Origin of the sequence: Saccharibacillus sp. JS10 (genome assembly GCF_024436065.1) — a bacterium.
Taxonomy (GTDB): domain Bacteria; phylum Bacillota; class Bacilli; order Paenibacillales; family Paenibacillaceae; genus Saccharibacillus.
Genome location: NZ_JANFNS010000001.1, coordinates 415,254 through 434,186, shown reverse-complemented (window position 1 = coordinate 434,186; position 18,933 = coordinate 415,254). Strand labels below are relative to the sequence as shown.

The 18,933-nt window shown below is 44.2% G+C and carries 21 protein-coding genes; 20 read left to right on the top strand and 1 reads right to left on the bottom strand.

Annotated elements, in window-relative coordinates; genetic code table 11:
* Nucleotides 1-62 precede the first annotated feature (62 nt).
* The 4 genes from NOM90_RS01985 to NOM90_RS01970 all read left to right on the top strand — a co-directional run bounded on the left by NOM90_RS01985 (nt 63) and on the right by NOM90_RS01970 (nt 2,939).
* Complete coding sequence (locus tag NOM90_RS01985; protein ID WP_255939595.1) at nt 63-422, top strand: MerR family transcriptional regulator; 360 nt, start codon at nt 63-65, stop codon at nt 420-422.
* Nucleotides 423-579: 157 nt separating this feature from the next.
* The gene (gene coaA / locus NOM90_RS01980; RefSeq protein WP_255939593.1) at nt 580-1,503 is read left to right on the top strand and encodes a type I pantothenate kinase; all 924 of its coding nucleotides are present in this window, start codon (nt 580-582) and stop codon (nt 1,501-1,503) included.
* A gap of 30 nt (nt 1,504-1,533) precedes the next feature.
* Complete coding sequence (locus NOM90_RS01975) at nt 1,534-2,490, top strand: D-alanyl-D-alanine carboxypeptidase family protein (protein WP_255939591.1); 957 nt, start codon at nt 1,534-1,536, stop codon at nt 2,488-2,490.
* A 71-nt stretch (nt 2,491-2,561) separates the two neighbouring features.
* On the top strand, nt 2,562-2,939 hold the full coding sequence (locus tag NOM90_RS01970; RefSeq protein WP_255939590.1) for a hypothetical protein: 378 nt from the start codon (nt 2,562-2,564) through the stop codon (nt 2,937-2,939).
* A gap of 90 nt (nt 2,940-3,029) precedes the next feature.
* Here the strand turns inward: NOM90_RS01970 and lexA are convergent, their stop codons facing one another.
* A complete protein-coding gene (gene lexA, locus NOM90_RS01965; protein WP_255939589.1) occupies nt 3,030-3,656 on the bottom strand; it encodes a transcriptional repressor LexA in 627 nt (208 codons plus the stop codon).
* 271 nt (nt 3,657-3,927) lie between these two features.
* Between lexA and NOM90_RS01960 the strand changes: the two genes are divergently transcribed.
* The 16 genes from NOM90_RS01960 (at nt 3,928) to NOM90_RS01885 (ending at nt 18,897) form a co-directional block, all read left to right on the top strand.
* Complete coding sequence (locus NOM90_RS01960; RefSeq protein WP_255939588.1) at nt 3,928-4,329, top strand: LysM peptidoglycan-binding domain-containing protein; 402 nt, start codon at nt 3,928-3,930, stop codon at nt 4,327-4,329.
* Nucleotides 4,330-4,439: 110 nt separating this feature from the next.
* Nucleotides 4,440-4,640: a DUF896 domain-containing protein gene (locus NOM90_RS01955; RefSeq protein WP_255939586.1), complete on the top strand. Its 201-nt coding sequence runs from the start codon at nt 4,440-4,442 to the stop codon at nt 4,638-4,640.
* A gap of 141 nt (nt 4,641-4,781) precedes the next feature.
* Nucleotides 4,782-5,312, top strand: coding sequence for a hypothetical protein (locus NOM90_RS01950; RefSeq protein ID WP_255939585.1), 531 nt, complete (start codon nt 4,782-4,784; stop codon nt 5,310-5,312).
* 47 nt (nt 5,313-5,359) lie between these two features.
* A complete protein-coding gene (locus NOM90_RS01945) occupies nt 5,360-6,169 on the top strand; it encodes an HAD family hydrolase (RefSeq protein WP_255939583.1) in 810 nt (269 codons plus the stop codon).
* A gap of 164 nt (nt 6,170-6,333) precedes the next feature.
* The gene (gene rnz / locus NOM90_RS01940; protein WP_255939582.1) at nt 6,334-7,269 is read left to right on the top strand and encodes a ribonuclease Z; all 936 of its coding nucleotides are present in this window, start codon (nt 6,334-6,336) and stop codon (nt 7,267-7,269) included.
* An 18-nt stretch (nt 7,270-7,287) separates the two neighbouring features.
* A complete protein-coding gene (locus tag NOM90_RS01935) occupies nt 7,288-8,094 on the top strand; it encodes an HAD-IIA family hydrolase (protein WP_255939580.1) in 807 nt (268 codons plus the stop codon).
* A 21-nt stretch (nt 8,095-8,115) separates the two neighbouring features.
* Complete coding sequence (locus NOM90_RS01930) at nt 8,116-8,943, top strand: Fpg/Nei family DNA glycosylase (protein ID WP_255939578.1); 828 nt, start codon at nt 8,116-8,118, stop codon at nt 8,941-8,943.
* Nucleotides 8,944-8,976: 33 nt separating this feature from the next.
* Nucleotides 8,977-9,342: a cyclic-phosphate processing receiver domain-containing protein gene (locus NOM90_RS01925; protein WP_255939577.1), complete on the top strand. Its 366-nt coding sequence runs from the start codon at nt 8,977-8,979 to the stop codon at nt 9,340-9,342.
* On the top strand, nt 9,339-9,653 hold the full coding sequence (locus NOM90_RS01920; protein ID WP_255939575.1) for a thioredoxin family protein: 315 nt from the start codon (nt 9,339-9,341) through the stop codon (nt 9,651-9,653). The genes NOM90_RS01925 and NOM90_RS01920 overlap by 4 nt, the downstream gene beginning before the upstream one ends.
* 88 nt (nt 9,654-9,741) lie before the next feature.
* Entirely contained in the window at nt 9,742-10,824 is a 1,083-nt protein-coding gene (locus NOM90_RS01915; protein ID WP_370866550.1) for an SAM-dependent methyltransferase, read from the top strand.
* 149 nt (nt 10,825-10,973) lie between these two features.
* On the top strand, nt 10,974-12,434 hold the full coding sequence (locus NOM90_RS01910; RefSeq protein WP_255939573.1) for a serine/threonine protein kinase: 1,461 nt from the start codon (nt 10,974-10,976) through the stop codon (nt 12,432-12,434).
* Nucleotides 12,435-12,470: 36 nt separating this feature from the next.
* Nucleotides 12,471-13,403 carry an SAF domain-containing protein gene (locus tag NOM90_RS01905; RefSeq protein ID WP_255939571.1) on the top strand — a complete coding sequence of 311 codons (933 nt, stop codon included), beginning with the start codon at nt 12,471-12,473 and terminating at the stop codon, nt 13,401-13,403.
* 4 nt (nt 13,404-13,407) lie between these two features.
* On the top strand, nt 13,408-14,076 hold the full coding sequence (locus NOM90_RS01900; RefSeq protein WP_255939569.1) for a hypothetical protein: 669 nt from the start codon (nt 13,408-13,410) through the stop codon (nt 14,074-14,076).
* Between the two features lie 4 nt (nt 14,077-14,080).
* Nucleotides 14,081-14,926, top strand: a complete 846-nt coding sequence (locus NOM90_RS01895) for a hypothetical protein (protein ID WP_255939567.1) — start codon at nt 14,081-14,083, stop codon at nt 14,924-14,926.
* A gap of 3 nt (nt 14,927-14,929) precedes the next feature.
* The gene (locus tag NOM90_RS01890; RefSeq protein ID WP_255939565.1) at nt 14,930-16,822 is read left to right on the top strand and encodes a P-loop NTPase family protein; all 1,893 of its coding nucleotides are present in this window, start codon (nt 14,930-14,932) and stop codon (nt 16,820-16,822) included.
* Nucleotides 16,819-18,897 carry a hypothetical protein gene (locus tag NOM90_RS01885; protein WP_255939563.1) on the top strand — a complete coding sequence of 693 codons (2,079 nt, stop codon included), beginning with the start codon at nt 16,819-16,821 and terminating at the stop codon, nt 18,895-18,897. Before NOM90_RS01890 ends, NOM90_RS01885 begins: the two co-directional genes overlap by 4 nt.
* The last annotated feature ends 36 nt before the right edge of the window (nt 18,898-18,933 follow it).

Below are 18,933 nucleotides of genomic sequence, written 5' to 3'. Positions count from 1 at the left end.
TTTCTAGGGTACTATGCTACACTTAGTGTAGGGCAATAAGGAAAATGAAGGAGACGAAGAAAATGTTCACAATCGGACAAACGGCTGAAAAAGTAGGCATTAATATCGGAGCAATTCGGTTTTACGAACGTAAAGGCCTTTTGGATACCGTAGAGCGAGATGCTAACAATAACCGAGTCTACAGCGACCACGACGTCAACTGGTTGCTATTTATTCGTTGCTTGCGCGAGACGGGAATGAGTGTGGAGGAGATTCAGCGGTATTACGAACTGTTCAAAGAAGGAGTAACGACTATACCGGAGCGAACAGAGCTAGTGCAGACGCAGCGCATGAAGCTTTTAGCCGATATTGAGGAAAAGAAGCGGCAGCTGATTCGTTTGGATGAGAAGTTAGAACGTTATTATCGCGGAGAAAACTATTAAATGTCTATATCTTTTTTGATTAAAATTTCTAGTGAAAACGCGGTAATCGTTGAGGAAGTCGTGCACGATAGAAGTAGGGGAAAGATTCCGTTGTGTTCAAACCGAAACTAATTTGCTAGACTAAAGGTACTATGTCAGAGTGAGGGATCGGCTGAAAATGAATGCGTATGGGAATTTTACAGAATTCGATCGAGCAAGATGGGCGGCACTTCGTAGTCGAACTCCGCTGCTGCTATCCGAACAAGAGCTAGAAAATATTAAAGGTTTGAATGACAAAATTTCGCTTCGCGAAGTGGAAGATATTTATATACCGCTGACTCGTCTTATTAATCTCAAAGTTAGAGCCGCGCAATATTTACGAGAAGTGACCGGAGCTTTTTTAGGATGCGAGCCGGTGAATCAACCTTTTATTATCGGGATTGCAGGCAGTGTAGCGGTAGGTAAAAGCACGGTTGCACGTCTTCTCAAAACATTGTTATCGCGTTGGGAACATCATCCCAAAGTTGATCTCGTTACGACGGACGGTTTTTTGTATCCGACTGCTGTTCTTGAGGAAAAAGGGCTGATGGCTCGAAAAGGTTTTCCGGAAAGTTACGATACGAAGCAGTTAATCGATTTTTTAAGCAGTGTAAGAGACGGAGAGCGGAATGTAAAAGCACCGCTGTACTCGCATATCACGTATGATATTTTGCCGGATGAGTATGAAGTGATCGATCAGCCGGATATTTTGATTGTAGAAGGGATTAACGTCTTGCAGGTAAGTAAGCGTCAGCCTGTATTTGTGAGCGATTATTTCGACTTTTCTTTGTATATTGATGCGGACACCGATGATATTCGAAGCTGGTATATCGATCGTTTTCTGCTTCTTCAACAGACCGCGTTCCGCGAGCCTTTATCTTATTTCCATCGTTTTGCCGATTTAACGCGGTCGGAGGCTGTGGATCGAGCTTCGCAAATTTGGGAAAGTATCAATTTGTTGAACTTAAACGATAATATTTTGCCAACGCGCCAACGAGCCGATTTGATTTTGAAAAAAGGTCGCGATCATATTATTCATGAAGTATATTTGCGGGAGATCTAATCTGTGAAAATAACGCAAAAGGGGGATCTTATGACAACTTTTAAAGCGAGTGCAATCTATCGTCCGGTAAAAAAATTCGGCAAGAAAATTGTAGCGATTACAGTTGCATCTGTTTTGACCCTATCTGGAAGTTTATTCGCTGCACCTATTCAAGCGGCTCAAATCTCTACTTACGAATCGCTACCTTTGGCATCGACATCTGCTTCGCTGTCTTCTGGACTGTATAGCTCTAATGCGATTTTGATTCGAATGAGTGACGGGCAAATACTTATGACCAAAAATATCAATCAAAGAGTCTATCCAGCTTCCATGACGAAAATGATGACTGCGTTAGTCGCGCTTGAAAATATCTCGAATCTACAAGCAAAAACGACCTTACCTGCAAGTATGTTTGCGCCTTTAGAAAAACAAGGAGCGTCGATGGCAGGATTCAAACGGGGCGAGAAAGTCAAAGCGATCGATTTGCTATATGGTTCGATGTTGCCTTCAGGAGCGGATGCTTCGGTTGGATTAACGTATGCAGCAGCCGGTTCACAAGCCGCCTTTGTCAAAAAGATGAATCAAAAAGCCAAACAACTCGGAATGAAGCATACTCATTTTACGAACGTAACGGGTCTACCTGACCCTCAGCACTATACGACGGTTAAAGATATGTCGATATTAATGAAGGCGGCGCTCAAAAATACGACTTTCCGTAAGTTGATTACGACTCACACCTATTCGATGTCCCCAACTAATCTGCATCCCAAAGGAATGACGGTAAAAAGCACATTGTCTGAGAGCGCATCGACTTTGCAGTTCAAAGGCGGCAAAATTCTCGGCGGTAAAACGGGATATACTTCTGCAGCCGGTCTGTGTCTGGCTTCAATCGCGTCGATTAATGGTAAAGAATATATGCTAGTGACCGCCAATGCCAAAGGTAATCCGTGGACGCCGCCTTACCATATTCAAGATGCATTAAAGGTCTATGGAAAAGTAAAAAATTAAGCTAGAAAAAGAACCTGCGTTCGTTTATAATACAAACATACGTTCGAGATCGGAAAGGTGTGTTTGCACATATGAATCGTTTGGAGCGAAAAATTCTCGGTATATTGCGTCGTCATCGCTGGTTAGGATTTCGTTTGTTGTCGATGGCAGGCACGATTCGCGGAAGCAAAAGCGCATTTAGAGAAGTAACGATTGCTTTAATCAATCTAGAGCAAGGCGGGTATATCGGTTGGCGTGACAAATCTTCATTGAAACGCATTACCGTACTTCGTAAAGCTTACGGAATCAAACTACTATTTCCTTATTTTTATCGTCGTCCACAAAAAAACCGTTCAAACCTTCATTTCACGACTTCTATCGAAACTCAAGTTCAAAAAGAACGAAATCTTCGCGTTAAAAACCGTTCCAGTCAAGTCTCCCAATCGATTAGAGCCAAAAAAGTAGATTAATACAGAGTAAAAACATGAAAAAAACTCCTCCGTTTTCCGGGGGAGTTTTTTAGTGCGGGCGTAATAGAAGCTTAATTACATCTTCACTTCTCAATGGAAGTTACGGAACAAACCTACTACTTTACCGAGAATCGTCACATGCGTTAACCGTAGCGGCTCGTATGTCGGATTTTCGGGTTGCAGACGAATATGGTCTTTTTCTTTGTAGAACGTTTTGACTGTTGCTTCGTCTTCTTCTGTCATCGCGACAACGATATCGCCGTTGTTAGCAGTCTGTTGTTGACGAACGACCACGTAGTCTCCGCTGTTAATGCCAGCTTCGATCATGCTATCTCCGATAACCGAAAGCATAAAGACTTGATCTTCGCCGACCATCGTCTGAGGAAGAGGGAAGTAATCTTCAATATTTTCCGTTGCCGTAATCGGAACGCCTGCGGTTACTTTACCTACTACAGGTACGCGGCGGATCGTCGATGCGAACAAATTGCTGCTCTCCGTCTCGTCCAAGCCGAGTAATTCGATTGCGCGTGGCTTCGTAGGGTCACGACGGATTAAACCTTTTTTCTCTAAGCGATCCAAATGTCCGTGAACCGTAGAGCTAGAAGCTAGACCTACTGCTTCACCGATCTCGCGAACGGACGGCGGATAACCTTTAGATTTGACCTCGGTACGGATAAATTCCAAAATAGCCTGCTGGCGTATAGAAATCTTCGACATTATTATCAACCCCATCCATTTATCGTTTAGTAATGAAAAGTCATTATAAAAGCATGCTAACAATCAAATTTGATTCTAGTATGCGATATGGCACGATTATATCATAGAACTTCCGTTCGTACAAACGTAAGTTCTGAGAACTTATCTAAATAAAGATAAATATACGAACAAATTTTCCCGAACAAACGTTCCAAAAACTATTGCTATGAACGTATGTTCGTGATAATATGATTTCCAGAAGGCAGAACAAACGTTTGGGAGAGTGTTGAAAATGCCAAAGTATACATCGTATAAAAGTATTTATGAATCAGCTACAGTGAACAAAGAAGAGCGTAATTCTGTTCGGTTTTCACTTTCTTCTTTTTTACATAGTCATTCTTTACCAAAATATAAGTGGAACAAAGCCGGCGCTGCTAGAATGCGATTGTTGGTATTCGTAGTGATTGGACTGTTTGCAGGAACCGGTGTCGTGCATGCTTTTCAGAATCATGCAGAGCCTGTTGAAGTACGAACAGTGGTTGTATCGCCTGGAGATACCCTATGGTCGATTGCTGAAAACCACAAACCTCAAGATGCGGATACGCGAATTTTTGTTTCGGGAATCAAGCAAAAAAACAACTTGGACGATAGTATCATTTATGCAGGCGAAGAGTTGATTTTGCCAAATTTCTAACAGTTATCGAGCGTAATAGAGAGTTATCAAGAGCTTACAGGGCAATGACCTTGACAAGCTCTTTTTTTCATGTGAAAGTATAAGGAAGTATGGGTACGAGGAGGGTGTATATGGATATTGATGCGTTGGTAAATCGAATTAACGAGCTGGCTCGTAAACATAAAGCCGAAGGGCTGAACGAAGAAGAAACGCAAGAGCGTACGAAACTTCGCGAAATCTATCTAGGCAATGTCAAACGTAACTTCCGTCAAGAGTTGGATTCCATCAAATGGGTGGATGAAGATCCGAAAAACAATACGAAGTTGAATTAATCACCATTGACTTCAAATGTCTACAGCAAAAAAGAAATCGAAACGGAAATGGCTCGCCGGTTCGCGGACAGGGAGTGCCGCGTGCCGGCGGGCTTTTCTGATAGAGATAGATCTTGGATAGATGACTAAGGGGGAAAAGAAATGTCCCGTTCATGGGAAAGACAGATCCGTAAAAATCAGCAAAAAGCCAACACCATGCGTCAAAAAACAGGTCAAGAACGAATTGGTACATCAGCAGCTGTGAGTCAAAATTACGAGACGTTCAAAGGACGCAATTATATGTTCCCTTCGTTCTTGCTCATTATTGCGATTTTCCTTGCTGTCATTACAATCGGTGCGCAAATGTCTGGAGTTAAAGAAGCTTCCGGTAGTTCGTACTGGTTCATTATCGTAATGTACCTGGTATTGGCAGTCATTATGTTTTTACGCCGTCCTTATTTGCGAGTGGGCAAAGACCGTGTATCGACAATTCGTTTTAACCGCGAACGGACGTTGCTTGCAGGCGATATCGCTAAATTCCGCGTTGAAAAAGGTTATGTGACGATCGAAACCAAAGGCAAAAGCGGGAACTGGATTTTCTCGCGCTTCCTTAAAATGTTCAAAACTGATGAGATTGCAGAGCGTATGATCCTTTTCGCTGAACAACACCAAATTCCAGTCGAAAAGAAATAGCAGATTCGATAGTCAACGATTATCTATAGAAGAGTGAGGGACTGCGTATGACTGAAGGGCAAACGGTAAAAGCAGTAATTTTCGATCTGGACGATACACTGTTATGGGATGAGCGTAGTGTAGCGGAGGCTTTTGAAGTCACTGCGGAAGAAGCAGCACATCGCACAGGCGTTAATGCTACCGAATTGCAAACGGCGGTAAAAAATCAAGCTCGGCAATTGTACGCAACTTATGAGACGTACCCATTTACGCAAATGATCGGTATCAATCCGTTCGAAGCGTTATGGGGGAACTTCGATAAAGGCGAGCAACCCGAGTTCCGTAAACTGCAAGAAATCGCGCCAACTTATCGAAAAGAAGCTTGGCGACTCGGACTTGCCGAACTGGGTGTTGAAGACGAAGAGCTGGCATTGGAGTTGTCTTCGATGTTTGGCGTAGAGCGTCGTAAACGTGCCTATGTCTATGACGAAACGTATGAAGTCTTGAATCAACTGCAAGGACAAGTGAAGCTACTTCTACTTACAAACGGCTGCCCGTCGTTGCAACAAGAAAAGTTGGATGGGGTTCCAAAGCTTGTTTCCTATTTTGATCATATCGTCATTTCGGGAGCTTTTGGCAAAGGGAAACCAGACACTTCCATTTTCCACCATGCGTTGAGTTTGCTTGATGTATCGCCTGAAGAAGCATTAATGGTCGGAGACAAGCAAAGTACCGATATTCGCGGCGCATTGGATACAGGAATTCCTTCGGTGTGGATCAATCGCCCGGAGCGTCCACCTCATTCCGGTATTGTACCTGTCTACAAAATCGATTCTCTGCGTGCTTTGCCTGAAATTGCAGGTGTGCCGGTCTCTTAAGATCCACTCCATAATCGATATGCCGTCCGTCCGCTGTGGCGGACGGGCTTTTTTTTCACTTTAAGCTTTTGATCCAACCACTCATTACGATTATGAAATGACACACTCGGGTATTAAATAAGCATTTAAGGTATAATTTAACGTCTAAAAGGAGGAGTGCGGCTGTGGAACTTTATTTTCTCGGCACGAATGCAGGTTTGCCGACCACACAACGTAATGTGACGTCCGTCGCGCTCCAATTGTTGGAGGAACGGCGAAGCACATGGCTGTTCGATTGCGGAGAAGCAACGCAACATCAAGTGTTACGTTCGCCGATCAAATTGAGCAAGTTGGAAAAGATTTTTATTACGCATATGCACGGGGATCATATTTTTGGCTTACCCGGATTATTATCTAGTCGTTCTTCACATGAAGGAGCGCCTGCACTGACGATTTACGGCCCTCATGGGCTTAAAGATTTTCTGGAATCGACACTTCGTGCGACGCAAAGTCGAATCGAATTTGGTCTGGATATTGTGGAACATTCAGGCGGATTGATTTTCGAAGACGAACAAATCAAAGTCGAAGCTCAAGCGTTAGAGCATCGGATTGAAAGTTACGGCTATCGGATTACGGAAAAAGATCGTCCCGGCAGCTTGAATATGGAACTTCTGCAAGAATGGGGCGTGCGTCCGGGACCGGAATACGGTAAGCTTAAGAATGGAGAATGTATTTCGGTGAATGGACGCACCATACAACCGGAGGAAGTACTTGGTCAACCCAAGCGAGGGCGAATTGTCACGATTCTCGGCGATACACGTCCATGCCCGGGTATTCATCCTTTAGCGGTTGGAGCAGATGTATTGGTTCATGAAGCAACCTTCACCGAAGAATTTGCCGATCTGGCGCATAAATATTATCACAGTACAGCGGTTCAAGCGGCAGAAGCGGCATCGCAAGCTCAAGTCGGGCAGTTGATTTTGACGCATTTCAGTTCAAGGTATAAAGACGTAGAACAATTGCAGCCTTTACTGCACGAAGCTCAAGCTATATTTTCGAATACTGAGCTTGCGATCGAACATCAGTCGTACCCTATTTGTGCCCGTTCGAGTATGAATTGAAAAAAGGATGAAAACGAGATGGCGCAAAACTGTCTGCTAATTGATTTGGATGGAACGTTGTATCATGGGGAACGTATGGTGCCTGGTGCCGATACATTGATTACAACGTTAAACGAACAAGGGATTCCGTTTTTATTTTTAACCAATAATTCATCGGCAACGCCTCAAGATGTCTCAGCAAGATTGAACAAAATGGGCATACCGGCTACCCCTCAGCAAGTCTGCACGTCTTCTATGGCTACAGCCGCTTATATTGCCGAACATAAGGCGGACGCGACTGTTGCTGTTTTTGGAGAACACGGATTACGCAGTGCGATAACAGAAGCAGGTCTTACTATTGTTGACAGCGTAGATGCTATTCCCGATTATGTGGTGCAAGGTATAGACCGAGAGTTCTCTTATCAAAAGCTTGCTGAGGCAGGTCGTTTGATATTGGCGGGTGCGACTTTTATTTCGACTAATCCGGATCTTTTATTGCCTGGAGCTGGAGGTTTGATGCCCGGAGCCGGAACATTGGGGTCGGCATTAAAAGCGATGACGGGCACTGAGCCAATCGTAATCGGTAAGCCGTCCGCGATTTTGATGAATTTCGCTTTTACATTATTGAATACTCAAGCTTCTGAAGTGACGATTATTGGCGACAATATGATGACCGATATCAAAGCGGGTACTCAATCTGGTTGTCGTTCATTACTTTTGCTCACAGACGAAGGCGTCACAACGCCGCAAAATATAGAGATTCACCAGAAACTTGCAGAGAGTAAACCGGATCTGATCAAGCATAATTTACAAGAGATCGAGCAATGGGTGCTAACTTTACATTGAAAACGAAAGGAACGATAACCAATGACTGAATTACCTGAAATCGAACACTATCGCAGACAGCTGGGCGAATGGATTTTGGATCGTCCGATTGAGCGTGTACTTCTTGTCAATGAGCGCAGTACCGATGTAACACCTGAAGAATTTGCCGGAGCTTTAGAAGGACGAACCTTATTGTTTTTAGAACGTCGAGGTACTTTTTTGATTTTCCATCTGGATAACGGTCATCGTTTGTTGATCGCTTTAGCGAAAGACGGAGCGCTCTATTGCGGAGACGGCGAGGAACAACCACCTTTTAACGCGCAAGCCGAGATTGGTTTTGGTGAAAAAACGTTATATATTGCGGGAAAAGCGAGTGTACTTCGCCTAATGACCGTACGCGGTCTGGACGAAGTCGTGAAAACGCTTGGGCCTGATCCATTTTCACGTCAACTCACTCCAGAATTGTTTGTGACGCAATTGAAAAAACGTCGCGGCGCGCTGCGTAGTTTGTTGACCGGACAAAAATTAGTGGCAGGAATCGGTCCACGTTATGCAGACGAGATTGCTTTTGAAGCAGGATTGTTACCTTCGGTTAAAGTGCAAGACCTCAACGGGGAAAGTGCAGCTCGTCTATATGAAGCGATCGAAAATGTATTGGGCGCGGCGATCGAAGCAGGCGGTTCGCTTCAAACTCCTTTGTATGCAGGCGATACCGTGACAGGCGGATATTTGTCGCAATGTAAAGTCTATGAGCGTGAAGGCGAAGCTTGTACAGAAGAGGGAGCAAAAGTCGAAAAGATGGATGTGTCCGGCAAAAAAGCTTACTATTGCCCGCAGTGCCAGTACGAACAGACTCCTGTGTTTTCCTGAACCCAAATCTATCTATACGGAAGGAGTGAACCTATGAATTCGATAGAAAGCAAACCGAAAATCGATTTGTATATGGACGATTGGCGTCCTTGCCCGGAAGGTTTTGCGTTGGCACGTACAGGCGAAGAATGTCTGGAAATGCTTAAAGTTTGCGAAGTCGGCATTTTGTCGCTCGATCATGAGATGGGCCCCGGCGAACTGAGTGGGAGTGAAGTAGCGGCGCGTATTGTAGCGAATGGCACGTTCCCGCGCGAAATTTATTTGCATACTTCCAGTGAATATGGACGTCGTAGCATGTATGGAATTTTGTACGCATCCAAACCGGATCATGTCGTTTTGCATCAAGGTTCAATGCCGGAAGAGGTTCGCAGACGCGTTGCGAATGAATCGAGCCGATGAGAGAAATAACGCAACGCGAACTCGCCGGTTGGATTGAAGCGGGAGAGCGACGCGTGATCGTTTTTGGGCATACGCCTTTTTGCGGAACTTGCAAAGCGGCACGCAGAATGCTGGATGTGGTCGAACAGATGAATCATGAAATCGAAATTTATGCGCTGGATCTGAATTTCGCCCATGAATTTATTCAGACCTACCGGATTCGCAGTACGCCTTCGCTCAGTATTTTCGACCCTGCTTCCAAAGGAAATCCGAATACGGTATATGCGATTCAGTCTGTGCCGTATCTGCTTGATTTTATCGCTCAACATTAAGTAGATTTGCAAGTATAATGAACAAAAAAGAACGGACGTAAAGATCAAGTATCTTTTGAAACGTAAGTTCTGTGGAGGTTAACGTATTTTGAATGAGCAAGAATTGACAACCCAGCATCAAGATTCGGAAGAAGGATCAACGCCTGAAGGACAAGAAAGTCTATTTATTTGCACAGCCAATCACGATTTTGCCGCTTATGCGCAAGAAGAATTACGTCGATTGTTCGGTTCGGTCAAAAGCAGTGTATTAAGCGATCGCGAAGTCTTGTTAGTTACACTGAATGAAGGTCAAGCTCAAGTCGTACAAAAGATTACGGAGAGTCGTCCGATCTTTTTGCGTCATATTCAACCGGTTCAATTTCAACGTTCAGGTGAAAATATCGGCGAATCGCTGACTGAAGTAGCTTCTTTTATTCAAAGCAATAATCAGATCGGAGCCGGTGTTAAAGTAGCTTTGCAAGTTCGCAAAAGTGCTGATGCCGGTGGTGAAAGTGCAGCACAGTTAAAAGAATGGCTAGAAGAATCATTACGTGATTCGGAAGCGGAATGGGTAGCCTCAGGTTCCGATTGGATTGTTTCTGTATATGTGACTGCTACTGATATTTATGCGGGAATTTCGCGTCCAGAAGACAATTTGTCGGATTGGAGCGGCGGCGCAATTCGGTTCCGCCGAGAAGAAGGCCAATTGTCGCGTGCCAAATTCAAGTTGCTTGAAGCAGAACGCGAATTCGGTCTGGATTTTTCAGCGTACCGGAGCGCCGTTGATATTGGAGCTGCGCCAGGAGGCTGGACATCGTTCTTGCTGGAGCGTGGTCTGAAAGTAACGGCAGTAGACCCTGCAAAATTACACCCTTCCTTACTCAAGATGCCTAATTTGACCTATGTTCGCAAAAATGCAAATGAAGTCAAATTCCGTGAAAATGAGTTCGATTTGCTGGTATGCGATATGAGTTGGAGCCCTAAACTTATGGTGCAGATGGTTACCGATTTGCTCCATGCTTTAAGCCCGGGCGGTACAGCAATTATTACCATTAAACTCATGCACAAAAAGCCTATGGCGTTGATCAAAGACGTAATTTCTTCGTTCGAAAATTCGCGTTTGCAAGTACAACGGGCTAAACAGTTATTCCATAATCGAGAAGAAATTACGCTTTATATGATTAAATATTAGAAAATAGGTCTTTACACTTAGCAAGCAATAAGCTTATAATGATTTCAAAATCATATGCGCGGACAGGGAAAGCATCCCTCCTAATCTAGGTCTTACGATCTATTTTTCGAGGGGTGCTTTCTTTTTTTGTTCGGAAAGGAGTGGAATTCATGTCGTACCCGCCAAAGTTGGAGCGAGGAGCCATAATAGGAGATCGATATCGGGTAGAGCGCGTACTCGGGAGCGGCGGAATGGGTCGGGTGTATCTAACATCCGATGCTAAACTCCCCGGCAAATGGTGGGCGGTCAAAGAAACGATTGCACATACTGCGGATTACGAACGTATCGAAAACGAAGCCAAGATGCTGATCAAACTAAGACATGCCAGCTTACCGCAAGTTGCTGATTTTTTTGCACCCGATGCTGAAGGCCGCGTATTTTTGGTCATGGAATATATCGAAGGCGAAAATTTAGGAGAAGTGATGCGCCGTAGTGGAGGGAATTTAGATATTCCTTTCGTATTGGAACTATTCATATCCATCTGCGAAACCCTTGAGTATTTACATGCCCAGAAGCCGCCGATTGTTTTTCGAGATTTGAAGCCCGGCAATATTATGATCGGCAAAGACAATCAAATTAGGTTGATCGATTTTGGTATTGCAAGAGATATGAACCCCGATAAAAATGCAGACACGGTCAAGCTTGGAACGATTGGATTTGCGGCACCCGAACAATACGAAGGGCAGAGCGACCCTTCCAGCGATCAGTACGCGTTAGGCGGGTTGCTGCTTTACTTATCTACTGGCGGACGATTCAGCGAATGGACATCCGAAGCGGAACGTCATCTTCGAAGTGATCTTCCTGCTGGATGTATACCCGTTATGCGTAAAATGCTTAGTCATCGTCGTCAAGATCGTTATGCCAGCATCACCGATGCAAAAGAACAGATCCAACCTAGACATCGTACAGATCATCGTAACGATGAACAATTTACATCATCCTCTATCGTAGGAACGACTACCATTGCGATTCTGGGGAATTTTGCAGGCTGCGGAGCTACACATACTGCGATCGCAGTCGCTCATACATTGTCTCGCGAAGGAGGCAAAACAGCAATCGTTGAGTTAGGCCGCCGGGCTCATACTTTTGAAAAGATCGCCCTTGAATGGGAAGGCGAATCGCTTAATGGACGACGTAGTTTTACGGTCCAAGGTGTGGATTACTGGTGTGCGACCGAAAAAGAGCGATTGCATGATCTGTTTGGCAAAGGTTATCGGTATATCGTGCTTGATCTTGGCGTATGCAAAGAATCCCGAGATTTCGAAGAATTTTTACGAGCGGATCTTCCGATTATTGTCGGTTCGGGGAGTGAATGGCGAAGCAAAGAATTGGTATCGTTCGTTCATCGCGAGACGCTGCGCTCCAGTCCGAAATGGACGTATTTACTTCCCTTTGCTACCGAAGAAGCGGTCAAAGAAATGCGCCGAACATTACGAAGTAAAAACGTTTATGCGGTTCCGCCGCTTGATTCACCTTTTGACGGAAACTTACGTGAAGAATTGGAACCCTTGTTACATTCATTGTACGTACGAAAAGAACGTCGTTCTTTTTTGAAATTTGGATTTCGTTAAGACTATCGCATTATGGAAACCGAAAGGAGAAGCAACATGTCTAGAATCAGATTTCGTCAGCGTCAGCGTCTGTTGACTGCGGGGGCGGGAGCTGTAGCAGCTTTAGTGGTGTGCGCAGCAGCAGGAATTCCTTATATCTATCATATCGAAAAAAACTACGAGGTCGATCGCAGTGGTTACGAACAACAAATTGCGAATATGGATGCTGAGCGAACTTCAGTATTTGCTTTGACGCGAAACATTCAAGCTGGAGAAGAGATTGGAGAAGATGATTTGATCCAAGTACAAGTGATCAAAGCCACAGTACCCGATAATATGCTTTCTTCTACAGACGCAATCGGTCGTTATGCCAAAGTGGATCTGCCTCAAAATACGCCGGTAAGCGAGTCGTTACTTTATGACGGCGAAGTTACACCGAACGATCTGCGTAACCAAGAATTTCGTTTGATCGAGTTGCCAAGTCGTTTGCAAATTGGAGAGTTTGTCGATATTCGAGTGAAGTTTCCGACCGGAGAAGACTTTATCGTATTATCCAAAAAACGTACTGAAAATTTATCGGCAGGGACGCTTTGGATCCAGATGAACGAACGTGAGATTTTGACCATGTCGTCTTCGATCGTCGATGCCTACTTAAATGATGCTTCGATCTATGCCGTGTCTTATGTAGAGCCGGGATTACAACAAGCGGCAAAAGTCACCTATCCTTCAAATACCGCAGTGTTGGATTTGATCGAAAACAATCCAAATATTGTGGAAAAAGCCAAAACAGAATTGGAACGCCGTATGCGTAGCAAACTCGAAAGCGGACTCGATTTGTTGACACCGGAAGATATTCAAAAGTATTTGAATAACAAAGCGACCCTTAACCCGATTAATCCGAGTAACCAAGACAATCCGTTATTCGAGTCGTCGAATGAATCCAATACTCCATCCGATTTCGATAATCAGACTGGAAACGAAGGAGGATAAAAAGGTGAAAACAGCTATTTTTATAGGAGATCGCGACAAAACAGATCTGCTTTTTTATACAGCCAAAACGTTAGCACAAGCTAATTTGAAAGTATTGATCGTCGATGCTACAACATTGTCGACCTATGAATTTTCTTATCCGGCGTTAGAAGTTTCTGGCGAGCCGCATGAGTACGATACATTCGATGTTTGGAGAATGAGCGAACATAGTCATTCTGATCTTTTGACGGCTTATGATGTCGTTTTATACGACACGGATGACTTGGAACAGGTTAACAAGATTCCTGATGTCGATTATCGATTTTTAGTTGTAGGATGCGAACAAACTTCGATTCGACGTAACGTTCGCTTGTTGGATCAATTTTTCGCTACACGTCCGATGTCCGAACTGTACGCGTTTCGAAAAATTTGGATCGAAGGTTCGCAAGAGCCCGGAGAAGATTATATATCGGAGCAATTCGAAGTCTTTCCAATCGATTGGAAAGAAACGTTCGTTTATTATCCGGATGAACGGGATGTCGCAGTGAAAATCAACAATCAATACGCCAATACACTTAAACTCAAAAAACTATCGACGGATCTAAAAAAAACGGTACAAGGTATCGTTGCGACTCTTTTGGAACAAGATCTTCGAGAAACAAAAAAACTATGGAAAAAAGCTGAAAGGAGCTAAGCGCATGGGACAAATTGCTTTTTGGAGTGTCGGACATGGAACAGGCGTTACCTCTTCGGTTGCCGCGATCGCCTCGATTATTGGTAGCGAATACCGGATTCGAACTTTGGTTTCTCAGCCACAAGGCGAAGAAAATACGTTGGAACGCGGTTTTGCTCGTTCAATCAATACATACAGCCGCGATTTAACAACAGATGCAGGAACAGGGCTGGATGCACTGGTGCGCCTTGCGCGCAGCGGTAAGTTAGAACGAGAAACGGTCAAAAACAATGCGTTATTAATCGAACGGGATCGATTGGATTTACTTAGCGGGTCGGAGCGAATGAACCGATTGCAATTCGAAAATGCTGGAGGGCTCATCGGAAATATTTATGCTCAAGCTCGCCAATATTATGATTGTATTTTGCTTGATATTCGATCAGGCATGGATAGCCCGGCTGCCGCTCAAGCGCTTGCCGATGCCGACCTTGTAGTCGTTTGTTTGACACAAAACGCTGATATTCTTGAACGTTATTTTGATCGACACGGCTTGCCGGAAGAACTGGAAGGCAAAAAGCAATTGCTTTTATTTTCAGGTTACGATGTTCGATCCAAATACAAAGCGGCAAATATTTTGCGTAAATACGGCAGACGCGAATCACCATTGACGATTCCTTACAGTTCTGATTTTCGAGATGCGATTAATGACGGCGATATCAAAGGGTTTATTTCCAGAAGTCGTGTATTACATCGCCGTCACGATAATTATCCATTCATGGTAGAGGTTCGTCGAACTGCGGAGACTTTGCTTGAAGAAATCGGCATCAATACACGACTCAAACATGTGGATGCGACGAAAGGGGCTTCCTAAAGCATGCACTGGATGAATGTTTTGCTGATTGGAATTATCCTTGCCGGCGTTCTGGTGTGGTTATTGCTTCTACTTCGTAAAAATCCGGCAAATCAAACGCAGCAGACCGAATCAGACTTGGTAACGATCGAAGCTCTTCAGTCTTATGTCACAATGTCGATCAATGAGTTTACCAATGCTAACTTGCTTGATTTGGGTTTGTCTGCTGAAGAATTCGAGCGAAGACGAAATGTAGTCACAGAGCTTAAGAGTTCGCTGAAAATGTGCAACTCCGGAAGTTTAAGCGACAAAACGTATGTGAAATCTTTTATAGCGGATTTACTTCTTCGAGGAGAGATCGTGAATCAATGGAATATTGATCGCATCCTGCCTTTTGAAGATGAATATGCGCTGACGGATCAAGATCGCTTCGACATTTTGCTTCATTGTTATCGTTTAGAGCATGGCATGCAAGGGCTTACGCAATTGATCGAACAATATCGTTTAGCCGAGCTAAAATCGATTATCGAAAATGGAGAAACCGAATCGTATATCATCACAGCTGAAGAAATTCGTCATATCTATGCAGAAGAAGCGCCGCGTCTATCCTTTGAAGACAAACTTCAAATTGTTGTGCAGCGGATCTATCAGCAGTACAAAGGTTTCGGTGTAATCGATGAACTACGCGATCAGACGATTGATGGCGTATCCGGCGGCGTATCGGGTCTTCCTGCTGATATGCAAGATATGGAACAAGAAGTGGATTGGGTTCGCTCAATGCCGGATCAAGCTCCAAAAGGCTGCGACAGCGTATGGATTTTTTATCGAGGGAAATCGATCCGGCTGGCTTTTCTCGGGTTTGGCAGTTCGTTGGAACTGAAGCGCGTGTGTCAAAATATTTATAAGTTCGGTAGCCCTGGGCAGCTTTCGGAAGCGAAAGCCTACATGGTTAACGAGATGCAAGATGGTTCACGAGTTGTCGTGGTTCGACCTCCTTTTGCGGAAAGTTGGGCGTTTTTCGTTCGAAAATTCGATTTGCCTAATCTAAGTCTGGAAAGACTGCTGGCTGCAGACCATGTTCAAAATGCGGATCTGCCAATGAAAATGTTGGACTACTTGATGAAAGGCGCACAGGTTACAGCAGTTACGGGGGAACAAGGTTCAGGTAAAACAACATTGCTTATGGCAATGGTGAAGTCGATCTACGGAACGTTTAACCTTCGGATCCAGGAACTTGCATTCGAATTGCATCTACGCAGGTTATATCCAGAACGCAATACATTGGCTTTCCGCGAAACGGAACATATCAGCGGTCAAGAAGGCTTGGATCTTCAAAAAAAGACAGACGGTACGGTGAATATACTGGGTGAAGTCGCAACAGACCCGGTCGCAGCATGGGCAGTTCAGATGTCGCAGGTTGCCAGTAAATTTACGGTGTTCAGCCATCATGCCAAAACGATGAAAGATCTGATCTGGTCGCTACGCAATTCTTTGCTGAAAACGGGAACGTTTCAAAACGAACGCATAGCCGAAGAACAAGTCGCGAGCGTCATTGCTTTTGATGTGCATCTGGAAAAAGAACGAGACGGAACGCGGTACATTGAGCGTGTAACCGAATGTATTGCGCTTGATGCTGACGAAGACACGTTTGCTGAACTTGCACAGCAGTTAGATGAAAACTTGGACTCGGCTACTTCGATTCAACTGTTAGCTCGGATTCAACTGAGTCAATATCGTCAAGCTACAGGGCGTACATTCGAAGCGCGGAATATTATCGAGTTTCGAGACGGGATGTATATTCCGGTTCATCGCCCTACGGCTCGAAAAGTGGAAGCGATGGCAGGCAATATGTCCAAACAAGATGCTGCTGATTTCCGAGCCTTTTTAGATCGTTATTGGGGAAGTGAGTCTGCATGAGCCTGCCTTTGTTGATCGGTTTAGCGGCATCTTTGTATATAGTTCCGATTGTGATTTGGTTTATTTTAAAGCGGCTACGTAAAAAAAATGGGCAACCGGATCAAGCCTTTATTCATTGGATGAATCGTCAACCCGGCGTCAAGCAAGAAAATCCAAAGCTGAATCGTTTTTATCAACGTTCTTATGTGCGTTCGGCGCAAATTCCTATTTTCCGAGGTCAAGTGCACCGGATTCGGCAACGTCTTGCTGTAATCAGTCCCTACGATGAGTTAACGATTCGTAAAGAAACGATGAAAATTACGTTCAGCGTATTTTTGATTGTAATAGGGTTGTTGTTAGCACTCGCGATTATCGGAAAAAGTGCTTCGGTATTATTGCTGGGGATGGTTGTCTGTTTGGTGCTTAACGGGATGTTGATTGATTTGTTCGTGCATCGCGTAGAAAATCGGTTGCTTCGTGATTTCCGAGATTTTTTGGAAGATAATCGGCATCAATTCCAAGCTGTACGGATGGCGGATGAAGCGATCTACGAAGCCGCTCAATTATCGAACCATGATATGAAGCTGCACGGCGAACGGATCCATGAAGTCTTGACCGCTAAAGATCCCGAACGCAGCTTAGCTGCCTATTACGAAGTGGCACCCAATCGATACTTGAAAGTCTTTACGGGTATCGCTTGCATGATCATGGAATACGGGGATAAGACGACCGCAAAAGGTTCTCTATACCTCAATGCGATCAGTAAGTTTGTACAAGATATCAACTTCGATCTATTACGCCGAAATCGCTTGAATTATCATCTGAACAGTTTGACGATTATTGCGTTAGCACCGATTTTGTTCTCGTTTCCTTTACAGAGCTGGGCAGAAAAGTATTTTCCGGTCATGGGAGAATTTTATGAAAGTAAAATAGGTCTGGTTGCCAAGTTATTACTGTATGGAGTTGCGATTACCGCTTATGTATTGATCCGTAAATTAGCTGAAACCGAGCAATCCCGTTATACTCCCAAATCAAGCGGAATTCGTTGGGAAAAGAAATTATACGGATATAAAGCTGTGCGATTTGTGGTTGATCGTCTAGTTCCTCAAAAGCATACGCAATCCTATCATCGGTTATCAAGGCTGATTAAAGAATCCAATTCGCCGCTCATGATCGAATGGCTGACGCTGCGCCGTATTTTATTATCGCTTTTTACGATGATTTGTATATCCGGCATGTTGATTTCGACACATATCAATCAAGTTGACCGGATTTGGAACGCACCGACTTTTCTTAAAGGAGGTCTGATGCTAGGTCGTTTAGATGAAGCGGATCGACAAGTCGCGCAAGATCGTACCCTTTTGGATAAGCAGATTATGCAGCAAATCGATCGCACGCAAACAGGCTGGGAAGAGCAAGTCCGTTCTTTGGTTGAGCAAGCGGCAGAAGGATCGGCAGGCGATAAACGGCGCAATGAAATGTCGATGCGGATTGTCGATAAACTGAACAGTATCAATCAGGAATATTTAAAATGGTGGGAACTGCTAATAGCTCTTGCGGTAAGCGTAGGTATGTATCATGTTCCGATTGGCATCATGCGTTTTCAACGCCGGATTCGCGGGATGGAAATGCAAAACGAAGTCGATCAATTCCGTATGCTGATCTCGATCCTTAGCCAGTTCGACCGAATCAGCGTACAGACCATTTTAGAATGGATGGAACGCTTCGGAATTGTATTCAGACCCGCGCTGCAACGATGTTTGTTGGATTACGATGCAGGTCCGCTTGCTGCGCTCCATCAGTTGAAAAACGAAGCGCCTTATCCGGCATTTGTCCGCATCATTGAACGATTGGAAAATGCGTTAGACCGAATTTCGATCCAAGAAGCGTTTGACGATCTGGAAGTGGAGCAAGAGTACTACCGGGAACAGAAAAAAGAAACGATGGATCGACTGATCGAAAATAAAGCGAATTGGGGTCGTGATATCGGATTTGCTCCAGTCATATTTATGTTAGGGGCTTATATTATCGTTCCTTTCTTGTATGTCTCATTTATGCAAATGAAAGACTTAATCACACAGCTTGGTCAAATTTAAAAATATCCGATACGGATAACAAAGGAGATTTTTATC